The sequence below is a fragment of the Bacillus sp. NPDC077411 genome (genome assembly GCF_044543425.1).
Classification (GTDB): domain Bacteria; phylum Bacillota; class Bacilli; order Bacillales; family Bacillaceae_G; genus Bacillus_A; species Bacillus_A bruguierae.
Genome location: NZ_JBITWA010000032.1, coordinates 25052 through 39722, shown reverse-complemented (window position 1 = coordinate 39722; position 14671 = coordinate 25052). Strand labels below are relative to the sequence as shown.

Below are 14671 nucleotides of genomic sequence, written 5' to 3'. Positions count from 1 at the left end.
GAAATGTTAAGGCAGTTATCTAAAGATATGTATGACAAACAAAAGGTGGATCAACCAAAAGCCACTTATAAAGTTACTTTTCAAGAATTATCACAAACAGAAGAATATAAAGACTTTGCAGTCTTACAACGGGTATATATGGGCGATACTGTCACAGTTAGACATGAAGAAGATAACATTGATATTCAAGCAAAAGTTATTTCGTACAAGTATGATCCCATCATGGAAGAATACATTGATTTAACACTCGGTAATTACAAAGAGTCATTCACAGACATAGCCGGAAAAGTAGATCAAATACATGAAAGTATTTCCGGCATGGAAGAATCATTCTTGGATAAAGCAAAAGATACAGCTACTAATTTAATTAATAGCGGTTTTGGTGGTTATGTTCGCGTTTACCCGGACAGGATTCTGATTATGGATACAAAAGACGAAATGACGGCCAAAAAGGTTTGGCAATGGAATATAAACGGTTTGGGGTATAGTTCTACAGGCATTAATGGGCAGTATGGACTTGCCATGACAATGGATGGTTCTATCGTTGCTGATTTCATTACAACCGGTAAATTAAGCGCGTCGCTTGTACAAGCCGGATTCAATGATTACGGGGATAATATTCAATTATTGCCGGACGGTTTGCACGCTAAACAGAACGGTAAAACATCAATGGTATTAGGTGGTAATGGTGTTTTAACTATTTATGATAAAGATGAAAAACCAATCGGATTTTTAGGTCACGCGTATAAATTGAACGACGAGAGCAAGCGCGGCGCTGTTATTAACTGTGAAAAAGGTAGATTTATTTCATTAAGTTTTAGAGATACGATCGGAGGGGTTGACAGTTATTATCCTTATTTAGAATTAGCTGATAATGCTTATTATGGTCGTAACGGAATTTTTGCATTTAAACCGATTCAAATGAACGGAAATCAGATTGTACTTAATGCTAACACTTCCGGTAATACGAATTTTATACAAGAAGTACAATTCGGTAACATTTGGAAAAATTCATTAATTTCAACATACGGGAATGCATTAGCGCATCAGGAAAACGGTTCTTATTATCAAATAGCTGGTACAGAAGGAAGAACGTTTCATATGTACGAAAACGCGCGTGCGTGGCGTGGGGTAGCTTTAGGACAAGCAGCAAAAGCTGAACATGCGGGAATCTATCAAACTACGGACGGAAATGTTGTTGTAACAGGTAAAAATAATGTGCGCTTATGTAAAACAGAAGGTGATAGCGATGTGAAAACAGTTATTGATATTAGTGGGAAAAACGATGTTGCAATGTGGGCAAATTTTGATATGAATAATTGGGCATTAAGAAACGTAGGGAGTTTGAATGTAACAGGCTCTAAAAATGCAATTCATGTCACGAGAGATGGAGTGAGAGCGACGCCGGCGTATGAAACGGCAGAATCTTATCTCGGTGACATAGGCGCATCTAAAACAGATGAAAACGGACAAGCAATTATTCCAATCGAAAAACTATTTTTTGACACTGTAAATACATCTATTGAATATCAAATGTTTGTATCATCATATTGCAAATCTCATGTATGGGTGTCATCAAGAGAAGAAGAATACTTCGTTGTTGAGTCTAGTGAACCGAATGCTAGTTTTGCATGGGAATTGAAAGCGAAAAGAAGAGGGTTCGAGAATGAAAGACTTGTTTTGCAAGACGAATACGACAACAAACAAATCAAGAAAGTTTTTACAGATATTAAAGTCGATGATTTGGAAGGATGTGAGAAAATATGAAAACAAAATTGATTTTAGATGTTTATAAAACGGAATACGCACAATTGAATTACTTTGTGACTGGTCGTGTTGGAGATATGGCAAGTAATAGTGTGGATGTATATATTGTGGATGGTGGCGGTAATCCGTATTCCTTAACAAATCTTACTATTTTTTATGAGTGTACAAAGCCAGATAACACCGTTATACGAGATTCAACGGGAGTTAATATAATTGATGCAACGGCTGGTCATTTTGAATATACATTTCCAAAAGAAACATTTAGTATACCAGGACGATCAAAACGAGCGTTCTTCGCAATCGAAAAAGATAAAGTAATCCGTGCTACGACACAAGATTTTATTGTTGTTTCATTACCGAATGCACTTGATGGGAATATTCAATCTGCGCAGTATATTTCAGATTTGGAAAAACTTATCGCAGACGGAAATAAAATGCTTAGTGGATTAAATAGTCAAGCTACAGCAATGCAGACTAAAATAAATGATCTGAACAAGCAAATTTCAACTATGGATGTTGTAAAGAAAACCGGAGATACAATGACAGGGGCTCTTACAAGTACATCTGATCTTCCACTTATATCTAAAAAAGCGACCAAAAAATCATGGACATTACACCATCCTGCTACTGACGAATTTATTCTTGCACCTTCTTTATCTGCTGATGGAGTTGATTGGGATTGGAATCACGGATTTAAATTTTCACCAGATGGAAAGATGTTTCTTAGTGGTTTAGAAGTTGCTACACAGAGTTTTATAAACGGTTCATGGAAACAAAAGTATCAAGTAACTTCTGATGATGGCTCTAACATTGAGCTTCAAAAAGGCGTTGATTTAAATACTGTTTTAAATACTGGATTTTACAGAGCAAATACAAACGTAAATACTCCAACAGTTACTGGCGACAATTGGTGGTTTGTAGAAGTTCAAAAGCACTTCAATACTTGGGTTTTACAAAGAGCGACAATTTTCAATAATACCATTTCAGAAACATATGAGAGATTATGTTACAACGGTACTTGGAAACCTTGGAAAAAGTCAGTAACCTCTCAAGGTTGGGGAAATTGGGAAGCTAAGGCGCGTGATTTTGTAGTATATGGTAAACGTGCGTTAGTTGGTTATGATACACCAGATGGTGACAAATTAGTTATCAATAATGGAAATGATTTTAAAAATGGTGTAGACATTACAGGGATACTTAAAAATAACGGAAATGAAGTTCTAACAAAACCAAGTACTGATACAGACTGGGTGAATCTCACACTTATTAATGGAGTCACTGTGGACGGAGGAAGAACACCTAAATACAAATGTCACAACAATGTTGTTTATATAGTCGGTGCTGTTGCTAACATAAAAGATGGTACGACAATTGCAAATATACCATCTGCCCTTAAACCTCCAAGTGATTGTACATTTCCAATAACATACGTTGGCGACGGTGATAAAAAATATCTCGGGGAGCTAAACGCAAGGGCGGATGGTAGGCTTAGTGTCGATTGGATGTGGAATAATCCGAAATCAACAGCTTTTTGTATTTCGTATCATCTGTAGAAAGGAACGATATTATGAAACTTGTACATCTATATAATAAGGAAACGGGCGCTTATATAGGAGATGAAATCATTTTTCCTCGACAAGAAGAGTATCAAGAGGAAGGAGTTACTGTGTACCAAAAAGTTTATGAAATTCCAAAAAATTCAACTGAAGTATTGTTACCACAACCAAATTGGAAACCTGTTTTCAAAGATGGTTCATGGATTGAAACGATTACACAAGATGAACTTGATGAGATAAATAAACCGCCAGTTCTACGAGTTACTGAACTGAAAAAAATACAAGATAAAGTTGAATTTTTAGCAGATCAAGTAGCTGATATGAGACTAGAGTGATAGGGGTGTTCAAATATGACAAGTATAGAAAATGAACACAGTGCAGAATTCACAACATGGAAAATGTTTTGGTATTGCGGAGTATCTGTAAATAAAATGTTGAGATCTGTTAAAAAGAAATTCATCACGATTGCTGAATTTGAAGAAATCACATTATTAAATTTTTATGAGGAATTAAAAAAAGATGGAACCGTCATTATTGATTGGTTAGAACAATAGGTGTGCAGATGCAGGCTTTTTTATTTTTCAAAAAAAGAGGTGGTCAAAATGGAGGAAATGAACAATTTAAAGCAAGAGATCCAACAAATTAAAGCAGAGCAAAAGGATATGAGAGAAGATATTCGGCATTTAGAAAATCGAACTTTAGGTAACGAAAAGGACATTATTAACATTAACAAACAACTGGATAAAATTAGTGCCAATACTACCTGGATTCTCCGGATTATTATTGGTGCAATTGTAGCTGGATTACTGGGGTTACTAATGAAAGGAGGAATGTAATATGTCAAAAGAAAATATCAAAAAACGATTTCGTAATTGGCGCACATGGGTGGCGCTTTTTTCATGTCTTGGAATAATGTTACCTGTTTTTGGTGTTAAAGGTTTTGAAGGTGATTTAGAAAAGGTACAGCAAGCTGTTTACTTATTCGGTATTGCTTTAGGTATTTGGTCAGATCATGAAGAAGTTCAAAAAGGAGAGAATGAATAATGAGTAAAAATATTGTAGATATTTCAAAATATAACGATAGTATTAATTGGGATGTAGCTGCTCAAAATCTTGATTTAGCAATTTGCCGAGTGCAATATGGTTCAAATAAAGTAGACAAGCTATATAAGGACCATGTAGCGAATCTAGAAGAACGAGGCATTCCACACGCAGCATATGCATATGGTTGTTTCGTATCTGTAGAAGATGCGATTGTGGAAGCAAATGATTTTATGGCTCGTGTTAGTCCTAATGCTAAATTTTTAGTGCTAGATGTGGAAGACGATACTTTAGATAGTTGCGGGGCTACTAATCTAGCAAAGGCATCACAAGCGTTCATTGATACTTGTAAAGCTGTAGGATGGAAAGTAGGCTTCTATGTATCTCATCATATGTATAGTTCATATGGATTACAAGATATCCAAGCTGATTTCCTTTGGATTCCTCGCTATGGTAAAAAACCTGCATATCCTTGCGATATTTGGCAGTATGCTGATAATGCAACAGGCGGTTATGTAGGAGGTATCGGCAACTGTGATGTAAATAAACTTATTGGCGATAAGTCACTAGAATGGTTTATAGGAAATGATTCTCAACTTGCTCCTCCACAAGAAGGAGTTTTAGGGTATCTTACAACGACTGCTGATGTAGCTAATATTAGAAAAGAGCCTAATGTAAATGCACCTATTATGCGTCAAGCTACAAAAGGACAAGGTCATACGTATTATGAGTGGTCATACGATGGCTCTCATTTTTGGTACAAAGTAAATCTTGATAATTGGATGAGAGATGATGTTTGTAAAATCAATAAGGACGGAAAAAGTAAAGGTGTCGTTTGGGTAAATGGTACTGATATAAACCTTAGAAAAGGCGCATCAACTGGCGACCCTGTTATAAATAAAATTACAAAACGTTCTGCTTATGAAGTGCATTATCGATATGCTGACTGGATTTACATCGCAGGTGAAGGTGTTGAAGGTTGGATGTATTTTGATGAGTCATATGTAAATTGGCTTAGATAATAAAGAAATCCGGCTCTTGTGAGTCGGATTTTCCTTAGTTTCATTCTATCTTAGTGATATCAACCACCGTGATTTCCATCTGCCATTTGTTGAACAATAATATTTTCTGTTTGATGATTAATTGATTGTTGCGGAGTGATCCCTAGTGTAAATGCTAAAACTGTTACAATTCCTATGATATTTAATATTTTCTTCATTTTAAAGCCTCCTTTTTGAATACTTCATTTTTAGCTTCATAACTTAAATAGAAATACTTACTTGCTTGTTCAGAATGTCCTTCGTTATGATATTTTACGGCTACTACTTCTGTATATTCTTGAACATACTCCCATAATTGTTCTCTTTTAAAGTAATCCATTCCTGCCAATACGGCTTTCTCAAGTGAATTAGCAGGAGATTTTTCGTTCATCTCTTTTAAAATGCTAAATCTGTATTGATATTCCTCGTGATTTAATTTATTACTAATTTCCATACCTTTATTAATTAATTCGGCTACTTTTGTAGTCTCCCCTAATTTGAAATGCTCTCTTGCTTGAACAAACATAGCTTTATGGTTGTTAGGCATTTTCAGATTAACCTCAGATAAGTAGCGAATTGCTAAAGGAGAAAGGTTTTGGCTTGCATACATTAATCCTAAATTTTGGCGAACCATAAGGATGAATTTTTCCTCGTTTATCTTTTGAAATGTATTCATTGCATTAGCAAAATATTCTTCTGCTAACTCCCATTCTTTTAAGTGCGTACAGGCTAATCCTAAAAGGTTGTCACAGAAAGCAACGTTAATTTCATACCCAGTGTGTTGAGAGAACAACTCTTTAGCTTCTGTAACTTTTTTAATAGATAAAAGACCTTGATAAATATCGTAATGGAATGCACCAACTTTATAATAAAACTCTGCTTGTTCTAGTTTGTCTGGAATATAAGATAATAGTGTTTCCGCTTTTTCGTAGTTTACTTTAGCAACATTGTAATCTCCAACTGTAGAAGCATGAATACCTTTAAAGAAATGGTAATAGTAAGTTAAGAATTTATCTGTAGGTATTCCAAATGACTCAATTTTATCGAAGCTATCCTTTGATACTCCTACATTATCAATAATATATTGATAGCGGAAGTCAAGGAGCGAATAATAAAGGAGTAAATTTTGATCTTCTTCAATGTCATAAATTTCAGAATCAATTTCTTCTTTTAAACGATGGGCATTTCCTATACGTCTTGCACGAATTTCTACATACCAATCATTTAGTAACTTTGTAATCTGTTCATTCCCCTTCACTGATACGTTCATAATATCCTCCTCATTCACATAATTGTTGATTAAATATTAGCATAATTTGGATAAATAAAAATGATAGATTAATTATTTTTCAATAAAATATGAAATATTCAGTTTTTAATGAGTTAAATAAAAAGCATGGATACTAATAACCATGCCTTTATTAAAAACACTTCGTTACTTTTAAATTAATTATTCATCTTCATCGTCATAATCATGCAAGCTATTAAGCAATTCTGTGAAAGACGAACAAACAGGGAAAATTGCTTTTTCCATCTCTTCTTCCTCATGTTCCCAAAATACAATAGTAGGAATCTCATGGTCATTTCGATAATCAAAGCATAAAAAATTACCATACGGATCTGTAGCAAACGGATATACTTTATCTACTAATCTGTCTTTTATGCCTTCATACGCCCGAAGAATCGAGAACTTACTTTCTGAATCCAAAGTTAATAGGTAGCTGAACGCACTTCCATCTTGTCCTTGTATATCAAATATTTTGGGGTGTGGGTATCCTCCATCATATTGTTTTACGCATTCAATAAAATCGTTAGGAAATTTAATACTCAAATACTGCTCTAGTTGCTGAATTTGTTCATCCGTAACTTTCTTTTCGCTTACATCAAACCATGTAATATTGTTCATTTATATAGTCCTCCCTATTTTTCACTATCTTTTCCCCAAATTCTGTATCCGCCTGTATGACCAGTATCTTTATGTATCTCATACTCGACAAGTTGCATTCGGCCTGTGTCTTGATGATGATGCCATGTGTACCCCCTAGGATTGTCACCTCTTTTTAAAGCTTGAATCTCTGTTTCTGTAAACTTAGAAGCTAACTCAGGGTTTTCCATTATTTGTTTATACAAGGCTTTGTTACATATTGTATCATGTGCTTGTCTAGTTTTTTTGAAATCTTTTTCTTCTAGGATTACTTCACCTTTAGGCTCGAAAATAGGAAACCCATCAGCATTGTAAGGTATGCCTGTAACTGGGTGTTTATCCCCGGCTAAATCGCCTCTTCTTAATCTAATCGTTTTCGGACCATTTTCTCCTTCATAGGTGTAAGTTACGGCTTTTTGTAAATAGTGCTGTGTGCCGCCACCTGCATAAGCAGGTTCTAAACGACTTCCTAACTGAAACTCGGACATAGACGACAAACTTTTTCCATATCTCGCGCCATTACCTACAGCACCAGCACCTCTTGTGACAAGTCCCAAGAACGCTAAAGTAGTCATTCCGTATGCTATCGATTCTGTGATACTTTCTGCATCTCCATATTCTATGTTTTTTACATACCAATCTGATAAAACGTTTCGTATAGAATACAATTCTTGGACTTCCTCGTCCCACTCACTTTTCAATGTTCCGATAGGATCATTCCATAGGTCGCCGATAAATTCATATGTATCTTTAGCTTCCTTTTTCTTGTCACCAACATAACCCTCCACAAAGTCCGTAAGCCCATATTTTGCATCTGCCAGTGCGTCCACTGGATCATCAACTAAGTGTCCGAAAAAGTCTGATGTTTGGTTCCATGCTTTTTTAAGTGGGTCAAAAATAGTGTCTCCTGCTGCCCTTCCGCCCCCTCGCTGAAAGGCGTCCCACAGCTTGCCCATCTGATTAAAATCTCCAGCCGCTTTCTCATCAACTTCACGGAATGTTTTTGCAGTTTTCTTTAATTCGAGTTCCAGGTGTTGTAAAAGTTTGACCAAATCATCCATGTATCGTTTTTTTGAGAAAAACTCATCGAAAAAGCGTTGTCGTGCTATCCCTTCCCAGGACATTTGCAATTCGAACGTGACCTGCAAAAGTTCTTGAATGATTCTTTCAATAGATTCTCTTTGTCGTGATATAGAATCTGCAGCTTCTTCCAGTTTATCTGGATTAACACGTACTTTCACCAATTGATTTATGCCCCCCCTCTCTGTCTTGTGTATAAAATTACCAATACAAGTATAACAAATTTACAGAGTGGTATTAATATCTAATGGAGAAACTTTACAAACAGAACACATGTGCTATAATGTATGCAAACAAACGTTCTTATGGAGGGTATCGCATGAATCATCTACTTAAATGTTCGCTCAATCAAAAAATACCTATCGAATTAATTTACTTAAAAGGTTCAAGAGATTTCTCTCAAAGAACAGTGATTGTTAGAAAGATATATGAAGATCGTGTATTGGTGTACTGCATGCAAAAGCAACAAGTGAGAACGCTGAAATTAGCTAATATACTATCAGTTGATAAAGTAAGAACGAACTATCAATATGCTTAAAAACACATAATGAGGTGATATCACATGTCAACATCAATTCCAAAACCACCAAAGAAAAAAAGCAGTTCTAAGAAAGAAACTAGACCGTATATGGACGAATTTGAACAACAAGAAGCTGCAGAATTAATTCAAATGGCGGTGCAAGATGATACAGAGTTAGTTTTTACGGTCTATAGAAAATATAAAGAACCAGATATTATACAAGGGAAAATAAGCAAACTTGAACCACAAATGGGTAGAATCATAGTGAGTGTTGGATTCAATGAAATACATAAAATTCAATTTATGGACATGTTAAAAGTTAGGACACCTAGTTATTAAAACTGGGTGTTTTTTATTTGTTTATAGACTTATTATCCTTCGATAAACTGTTTGAAAATAGCTAGATATCCAGTCTGTGCATTTTCTTTGCGCTTAGCAATATTGTGGATTTTCCTAAAGTTATCAATGTAGTTGTAAACCATGCTTTTAAACGTTCTTGTAAAGTAGCCAATAGGATTTTTCATAAGTGTTCCGTTATGCTCAAATTCATGAGTTTTAGAGAATAAAGCAACAGAAGCATTTGCAAGAATGTTATTAAATACATCTTTATCTGCTAATAAACTACATTTCTTTGCAGCCTTTTTAGCGATATTTAAAGCATTTTGGAAAGATTCATTAATAACTTTTGAATTAAATGCAGTTGCTAACTTCATACGCATAGATGTGGGAACACGATAGTCAATAAAATCTTTATCATTTTCACAAGACTGAATTTCGTTTTCTTTACGTATGTTTATATCTTTTATATTTTGTTTTAAGGAAGGAGTAGTTGTTTTATTGGTCGGACACTTTGTGGGAATTTTACCTGGTACCTTGTCGGACACTTTTTCCAAAATAGGTTGAATTACAATAGCATTCGCAGTTTGCAGCATATCAGATTTACGCTTCATTTCGATTTGCTTAATCATGCCCAGGGCAACGAGTTTCTTCATTAAACGTTGCACAGTTTTATAAGATACTTCTAGCTTGTCCGCGATAGTATTTTTGCATAGGAAACTAACGCCCACATATTTGCAGCTATGGCGTTTTAAAATTTCAAGTAATGCAATGAGTTTAGATTGAACATCGGCACGTTTAACAGACGTACGGATAATATCTCTGTATGTACGAATAGTTTTGTTTAGTTCTTCTAATTCTATAAATGTAGAAAGGTTGTGGAAGGACTCTTTACTTGCTATAACATCAATACGTTTTCTTTCCATATTATATGTCCCCTTTGTGGAAACAAAAAAGTAACGTCACCAATTTGGTAAACGTTGCTCAAGAAACCCTACATAATGTAAAATAACACGTGAGGGTACAGCAAGTGTTTACCTGGCGTAATCAGGTGGACGGTATAAGAGTGCTACCAACACTACTTATACACGCTGTGCTCTTTTGTTTTTGTGGATTTTGCATGCTGAAATAATTTTGCATGAATTTTGCACGATTATTTCTAAAAATCTAAAGGAGCCTTTATAGAAAAGGGGTATTTAGTTATTAGTTCGAATCCCTCTGGGCGCGTCGAAAAACCCTAACTTATATTAAAGTTAGGGTTTTTATTAATTTGTTTATAGAATTCTTAAATATAAAAGGGAAAAAGAGTAGTTTAAGTATAATGAGGTTTCATTATATTTAAACTACTCTTTTTAATTGTTATTTCTTGAAATGGGAGTTACTATTAGTATGTGGTATAAAAAATGGCGGATATTTTTAAAGTCTGTCACTAATTCCGCCTGATATTATTCATTTTTTAGTTGTAATATATAAACTTGAATAATACATATAGAGTAATAATATGTGGATATTGATGTTTTGTAAGGATTCTCCTTTTTATAAACTTATTGTACAATAGAAGTGAGGGGGAGATTAGGGTGAAAGCAAGTCTTTTACAAGAACAAAGTTTACGTTTGGCAATGACGCAAGAGTTAAGGCAAGCGATTACAATGCTCCAGTACAATGTGCAGGAATTAACGGAGTTTTTGTATGAGCAATCGCTGGAAAATCCCCTTATTGAGCTAGGTGGCTTTGACAGGGAAAAGAAAAAGAGTAAAACAACAAGTAAACAAACTGAGAATCAAATGGAAATTTATAGTGTGGATTCCACGACGATTCAACAACATTTAGTAAACCAATTACAGTATTATAAAATAGATGAAGAGCAAAGAAAGATTGCCTCATTCATTATTTTAAATGTAGATGAGAACGGGTATTTACAAGAAACGAATGAAGAATTAGCGTCGTTATTATCGGTATGTATAGAAGAAGTAAATAGCTGCATGGAGCTCGTTCAATCGTTAGAGCCAGCAGGGGTAGGAGCAAGAAATATTCAAGAGTGTTTAACCATTCAATTAAAGCGCTTACAAAAAAGGAGTACTTTAGCGGAAATAATTGTAGATGAACATTTTGCATATTTTGTAAAGAAAGATTGGCGCAAGTTAACAAATGTATTGAAATGTAGTACAGAAGAATTACAAGAAGCTGTTCATGTGATTACATCATTGCAGCCGAAACCAGGATTGGCGTTTTCTTCGGAGAAGCCGATGTACATTGTTCCAGATATAGCGGTGAAAAAAGAAGATAATCGCTTGCTGATTCAGATGAATGAGCGTAATATGCCGAGAATTGAAATTCATTCAGAATATAGTGAGCTTCTTCATAATAGTGAAAGTGACGTCGCTTCTTATGTTTCGGAAAAATATCAGCATGTACAATGGATTATGCGTAGTTTAAAACAAAGAAAACAAACGCTTTTAAATGTAATGGAAGTAATTATTGAAAAGCAGCGCGACTTTTTTATGAATGGTCCGCAATATTTAAAGCCGCTTGCGTTAAAAGAGGTGGCGGAAATATTAGGTGTCCATGAGTCAACCATTAGCCGTGCAACGCGTAATAAATATGTGCAAACACCGTATGGTTTATTTGAAATGAAGTCATTTTTTAGCAATGCGGTAGCAACAACAGAAGACGCGGCAATTTCAACGAAGAGAGTGAAGCAGCTCATCGGGGAGTTTGTAGAGAGAGAAAATAAGAAAAAACCACTTTCAGATCAAAAGATTTCAAAAATGTTAGAAGAAGAACACGAAATTATTGTTTCACGCAGAACAGTAGCGAAATATCGAGAGCAGTTAAATATTCCAGCTTCTTCTCTGCGAAAAACGATTGTATAGGTGATAAGTATGGAGGTTATTCTATATACAAAAGAAGAATGTGGTCTTTGTCAAAAGGCGAAACAACTTCTACAAGAGTTGAAAGATGAATACGTATTTGATTTGAAAGAAATAGATATTTATGAGGATGAACAGCTGTTAGAAAAGTATCATCTTACGATTCCCGTCGTTGAAATCGAAGGGGAAGAGGTAGGATATGGGATTATTCACAAAGATGTCATAATGAACAGCATAATTCGTGCGATAAGAGTTGAATAACTTTGCATCTCCTGTTACAATACTAAATGTAGCAGGAATATTTTTTTACTCTATGCGGGACACAATATGTCACTGCGGGACATATAATGACCATATAGAGAATGAACCAATGTGGTGAGGAGATACAATATGATGCGCTCATGGATTCAGTATACAAAAAAATTATTACCTGATCTGCTACCTGTTATGCAAAAGAGAATGCAAATTCTTCAGTACATCCGGTTAACACAACCTATTGGTAGAAGAAATTTATCTGCAAGTCTTGGTATGACAGAACGAGTATTACGAAGTGAAGTACAGGTTTTGAAAGATGAGAACTTGATTCACGTCGCCTCTTCTGGAATGACATTAACAGAAGAAGGAACAGCTGTTATTCTTGCTTTGGAAGACTTTATGAAAGAAATTTCTGGTTTGAAGGTTTTGGAAAAGCAGCTTAAGGAAACATTAGACTTAGATGAGGTTTTCGTTGTCCCTGGTGATAGCGATGAATCACCTTGGGTCAAGCTGGAGATGGGCCGCGCTTGTGCTTCTTGTATAAAAGATCGTCTGACAGCGAATAATATCGTTGCTGTGACTGGAGGAACCACAATAGCTGCCGTAGCTGATATGATGCAAATTGATTGCAGGGACCTACATATGTTATTTGTCCCAGCTCGCGGTGGAATAGGAGAGAGTGTTGAGCTAGAAGCAAACACGATTTGTGCGAAAATGGCACAAAATACGATGAGTAATTATCGCTTATTGTATGTTCCTGACCATGTAAGCAGCGAGGCATATGCATCCATTGTGACAGAGCCTTCTGTGAAAGAAATTCTTGAGTTGATTCGATCTTCCAACATTGTCATTCACGGAATCGGTGATGCCTTAACAATGGCGCGTAGAAGAAGTACTTTAGAAGCAGATTGGATGAAAATTAAAGAGAACAAAGCGGTCGGTGAAGCCTTTGGATACTACTTCAACGAACAAGGTGAAGTAGTTCATAAAGTACAAACAGTTGGCATGCAGCTTGAAGATTTACAGCATGTATCTCATGTCGTGTCAGTTGCTGGAGGTTCATCAAAAGCAAAAGCAATTCAAGCAGTAATTAAACAAGGACACACTTCGTTACTTATTACAGACGAAGGTGCAGCAAAAGAGTTAGTAAAGGGTAAATAACCCTTAATATACATCCCCCAAGGAGGAAATTCAAATGACTAAAATTGGTATTAATGGATTTGGCCGTATCGGACGTGTAGTATTCCGCGCAGCTCTTAACAACCCTAACGTAGAAGTAGTAGCAATTAACGACTTAACAGATGCAAAAACATTAGCACATCTTTTAAAATATGATTCTGTTCACGGAACAGTAAATGCAGAAGTATCTGCAAACGGCGACAGCATTATCGTTAACGGTAAAGAAATCAAAGTTATCGCTGAGCGCGACCCAGCTCAATTACCATGGAGCGACTACGGCGTAGAAGTAGTAGTAGAATCTACTGGCCGTTTCACTAAAAAAGCAGACGCTGAAAAACACTTAGGTGGATCAGTTAAAAAAGTTATCATCTCTGCACCAGCTTCTGACGAAGATATCACAATCGTTATGGGTGTTAACCATGAGCAATATGATGCAGCTAACCATAATGTAATCTCTAACGCTTCTTGTACTACAAACTGCTTAGCTCCATTTGCTAAAGTATTAAACGAAAAATTCGGTGTAAAACGTGGTATGATGACAACTATTCACTCTTACACTAACGATCAACAAATCTTAGACTTACCACATAAAGATTTACGTCGTGCACGTGCAGCAGCAATGAGCATGATCCCAACTACAACTGGTGCAGCGAAAGCAGTAGCTTTAGTATTACCAGAACTTAAAGGTAAATTAAACGGTGGTGCAGTTCGTGTTCCAACTGCTAACGTATCTCTTGTTGACTTAGTTGTTGAGCTTGAGAAAGAAGTAACAGTTGAAGAAGTAAACGCAGCATTCAAAGCAGCAGCTGAAGGCGAATTAAAAGGTATCCTTGGATACAGCGAAGAGCCATTAGTATCTATCGACTATAACGGATGCACAAGCTCTTCTACAATCGATGCATTATCTACAATGACTATGGAAGGCAATATGCTTAAAGTTCTTTCTTGGTACGACAACGAAACTGGTTACTCTAACCGCGTAGTTGACTTAGTAGACTACATTGCTTCTAAAGGTCTTTAATTCTTAAGTTTATCAGTTATCAATGACAAAACGAGGGAGAGGGTTTGTTCCCTCTCTCTTCTTTCGTTTTAGAAGCAAATGT

18 protein-coding genes are annotated in these 14671 nt (G+C 35.7%); 13 read left to right on the top strand and 5 right to left on the bottom strand.

Features of this window, described 5'->3' with window-relative positions; translation table 11 throughout:
• The 7 genes from ACIGHG_RS24390 to ACIGHG_RS24360 form a co-directional block, all read left to right on the top strand.
• Nucleotides 1–1767 (top strand): phage tail spike protein (locus tag ACIGHG_RS24390; protein WP_396551040.1); only part of this gene is annotated, 1767 nt, incomplete at its 5' end.
• A complete protein-coding gene (locus ACIGHG_RS24385) occupies nt 1764–3320 on the top strand; it encodes a BppU family phage baseplate upper protein (RefSeq protein WP_396551038.1) in 1557 nt (518 codons plus the stop codon). The genes ACIGHG_RS24390 and ACIGHG_RS24385, both read left to right, overlap by 4 nt.
• 14 nt (nt 3321–3334) lie before the next feature.
• Nucleotides 3335–3658: a hypothetical protein gene (locus tag ACIGHG_RS24380; protein WP_396551036.1), complete on the top strand. Its 324-nt coding sequence runs from the start codon at nt 3335–3337 to the stop codon at nt 3656–3658.
• Nucleotides 3659–3673: 15 nt separating this feature from the next.
• Nucleotides 3674–3877: a hypothetical protein gene (locus tag ACIGHG_RS24375; protein ID WP_396551034.1), complete on the top strand. Its 204-nt coding sequence runs from the start codon at nt 3674–3676 to the stop codon at nt 3875–3877.
• A 48-nt stretch (nt 3878–3925) separates the two neighbouring features.
• Nucleotides 3926–4159, top strand: a complete 234-nt coding sequence (locus ACIGHG_RS24370; RefSeq protein WP_396551033.1) for a hemolysin XhlA family protein — start codon at nt 3926–3928, stop codon at nt 4157–4159.
• Between the two features lies 1 nt (nt 4160).
• Nucleotides 4161–4367 carry a hypothetical protein gene (locus tag ACIGHG_RS24365; protein WP_396551031.1) on the top strand — a complete coding sequence of 69 codons (207 nt, stop codon included), beginning with the start codon at nt 4161–4163 and terminating at the stop codon, nt 4365–4367.
• Nucleotides 4367–5386, top strand: a complete 1020-nt coding sequence (locus tag ACIGHG_RS24360; RefSeq protein WP_396551029.1) for a GH25 family lysozyme — start codon at nt 4367–4369, stop codon at nt 5384–5386. Before ACIGHG_RS24365 ends, ACIGHG_RS24360 begins: the two co-directional genes overlap by 1 nt.
• 59 nt (nt 5387–5445) lie before the next feature.
• Here ACIGHG_RS24360 and ACIGHG_RS24355 read toward each other — a convergent pair whose 3' ends face one another.
• The 4 genes from ACIGHG_RS24355 to ACIGHG_RS24340 form a co-directional block, all read right to left on the bottom strand.
• Nucleotides 5446–5583, bottom strand: coding sequence for a hypothetical protein (locus ACIGHG_RS24355; RefSeq protein ID WP_396551027.1), 138 nt, complete (start codon nt 5581–5583; stop codon nt 5446–5448).
• Complete coding sequence (locus tag ACIGHG_RS24350; protein WP_396551025.1) at nt 5580–6674, bottom strand: response regulator aspartate phosphatase; 1095 nt, start codon at nt 6672–6674, stop codon at nt 5580–5582. Before ACIGHG_RS24350 ends, ACIGHG_RS24355 begins: the two co-directional genes overlap by 4 nt.
• Before the next feature lie 180 nt (nt 6675–6854).
• Nucleotides 6855–7310 carry an SMI1/KNR4 family protein gene (locus ACIGHG_RS24345; protein ID WP_396551023.1) on the bottom strand — a complete coding sequence of 152 codons (456 nt, stop codon included), beginning with the start codon at nt 7308–7310 and terminating at the stop codon, nt 6855–6857.
• A gap of 14 nt (nt 7311–7324) precedes the next feature.
• Entirely contained in the window at nt 7325–8572 is a 1248-nt protein-coding gene (locus tag ACIGHG_RS24340) for a WXG100 family type VII secretion target (protein ID WP_396551021.1), read from the bottom strand.
• Between the two features lie 155 nt (nt 8573–8727).
• Between ACIGHG_RS24340 and ACIGHG_RS24335 the strand changes: the two genes are divergently transcribed.
• Entirely contained in the window at nt 8728–8946 is a 219-nt protein-coding gene (locus ACIGHG_RS24335) for a hypothetical protein (RefSeq protein ID WP_396551019.1), read from the top strand.
• A gap of 24 nt (nt 8947–8970) precedes the next feature.
• The gene (locus tag ACIGHG_RS24330) at nt 8971–9267 is read left to right on the top strand and encodes a YolD-like family protein (RefSeq protein WP_396551017.1); all 297 of its coding nucleotides are present in this window, start codon (nt 8971–8973) and stop codon (nt 9265–9267) included.
• A 32-nt stretch (nt 9268–9299) separates the two neighbouring features.
• On the opposite strand, the gene ACIGHG_RS24325 is transcribed toward ACIGHG_RS24330, so the two are convergent.
• The gene (locus ACIGHG_RS24325) at nt 9300–10190 is read right to left on the bottom strand and encodes a cytosolic protein (protein WP_396551015.1); all 891 of its coding nucleotides are present in this window, start codon (nt 10188–10190) and stop codon (nt 9300–9302) included.
• 651 nt (nt 10191–10841) lie between these two features.
• Between ACIGHG_RS24325 and rpoN the strand changes: the two genes are divergently transcribed.
• From rpoN to gap, 4 genes are all read left to right on the top strand, one after another.
• Complete coding sequence (rpoN, locus tag ACIGHG_RS24320) at nt 10842–12137, top strand: RNA polymerase factor sigma-54 (protein WP_396551013.1); 1296 nt, start codon at nt 10842–10844, stop codon at nt 12135–12137.
• 9 nt (nt 12138–12146) lie between these two features.
• The gene (locus tag ACIGHG_RS24315) at nt 12147–12395 is read left to right on the top strand and encodes a glutaredoxin family protein (protein WP_090915968.1); all 249 of its coding nucleotides are present in this window, start codon (nt 12147–12149) and stop codon (nt 12393–12395) included.
• A gap of 132 nt (nt 12396–12527) precedes the next feature.
• Entirely contained in the window at nt 12528–13550 is a 1023-nt protein-coding gene (locus tag ACIGHG_RS24310; RefSeq protein WP_090916139.1) for a sugar-binding transcriptional regulator, read from the top strand.
• A 34-nt stretch (nt 13551–13584) separates the two neighbouring features.
• A complete protein-coding gene (gap, locus tag ACIGHG_RS24305) occupies nt 13585–14589 on the top strand; it encodes a type I glyceraldehyde-3-phosphate dehydrogenase (RefSeq protein WP_020061700.1) in 1005 nt (334 codons plus the stop codon).
• Nucleotides 14590–14671 lie beyond the last annotated feature (82 nt).

Bases quoted from the DNA above. Each gene is read 5' to 3' on its own strand.
- ACIGHG_RS24385 (WP_396551038.1), top strand. From the start codon at position 1,764: ATGAAAACAAAATTGATTTTAGATGTTTATAAAACGGAATACGCACAA.
- ACIGHG_RS24380 (WP_396551036.1), top strand. From the start codon at position 3,335: ATGAAACTTGTACATCTATATAATAAGGAAACGGGCGCTTATATAGGA.
- ACIGHG_RS24375 (WP_396551034.1), top strand. From the start codon at position 3,674: ATGACAAGTATAGAAAATGAACACAGTGCAGAATTCACAACATGGAAA.
- ACIGHG_RS24370 (WP_396551033.1), top strand. From the start codon at position 3,926: ATGGAGGAAATGAACAATTTAAAGCAAGAGATCCAACAAATTAAAGCA.
- ACIGHG_RS24365 (WP_396551031.1), top strand. From the start codon at position 4,161: ATGTCAAAAGAAAATATCAAAAAACGATTTCGTAATTGGCGCACATGG.
- ACIGHG_RS24360 (WP_396551029.1), top strand. From the start codon at position 4,367: ATGAGTAAAAATATTGTAGATATTTCAAAATATAACGATAGTATTAAT.
- ACIGHG_RS24355 (WP_396551027.1), bottom strand. From the start codon at position 5,583: ATGAAGAAAATATTAAATATCATAGGAATTGTAACAGTTTTAGCATTT.
- ACIGHG_RS24350 (WP_396551025.1), bottom strand. From the start codon at position 6,674: ATGAACGTATCAGTGAAGGGGAATGAACAGATTACAAAGTTACTAAAT.
- ACIGHG_RS24345 (WP_396551023.1), bottom strand. From the start codon at position 7,310: ATGAACAATATTACATGGTTTGATGTAAGCGAAAAGAAAGTTACGGAT.
- ACIGHG_RS24335 (WP_396551019.1), top strand. From the start codon at position 8,728: ATGAATCATCTACTTAAATGTTCGCTCAATCAAAAAATACCTATCGAA.
- ACIGHG_RS24330 (WP_396551017.1), top strand. From the start codon at position 8,971: ATGTCAACATCAATTCCAAAACCACCAAAGAAAAAAAGCAGTTCTAAG.
- ACIGHG_RS24325 (WP_396551015.1), bottom strand. From the start codon at position 10,190: ATGGAAAGAAAACGTATTGATGTTATAGCAAGTAAAGAGTCCTTCCAC.
- ACIGHG_RS24315 (WP_090915968.1), top strand. From the start codon at position 12,147: ATGGAGGTTATTCTATATACAAAAGAAGAATGTGGTCTTTGTCAAAAG.
- ACIGHG_RS24310 (WP_090916139.1), top strand. From the start codon at position 12,528: ATGCGCTCATGGATTCAGTATACAAAAAAATTATTACCTGATCTGCTA.
- gap (WP_020061700.1), top strand. From the start codon at position 13,585: ATGACTAAAATTGGTATTAATGGATTTGGCCGTATCGGACGTGTAGTA.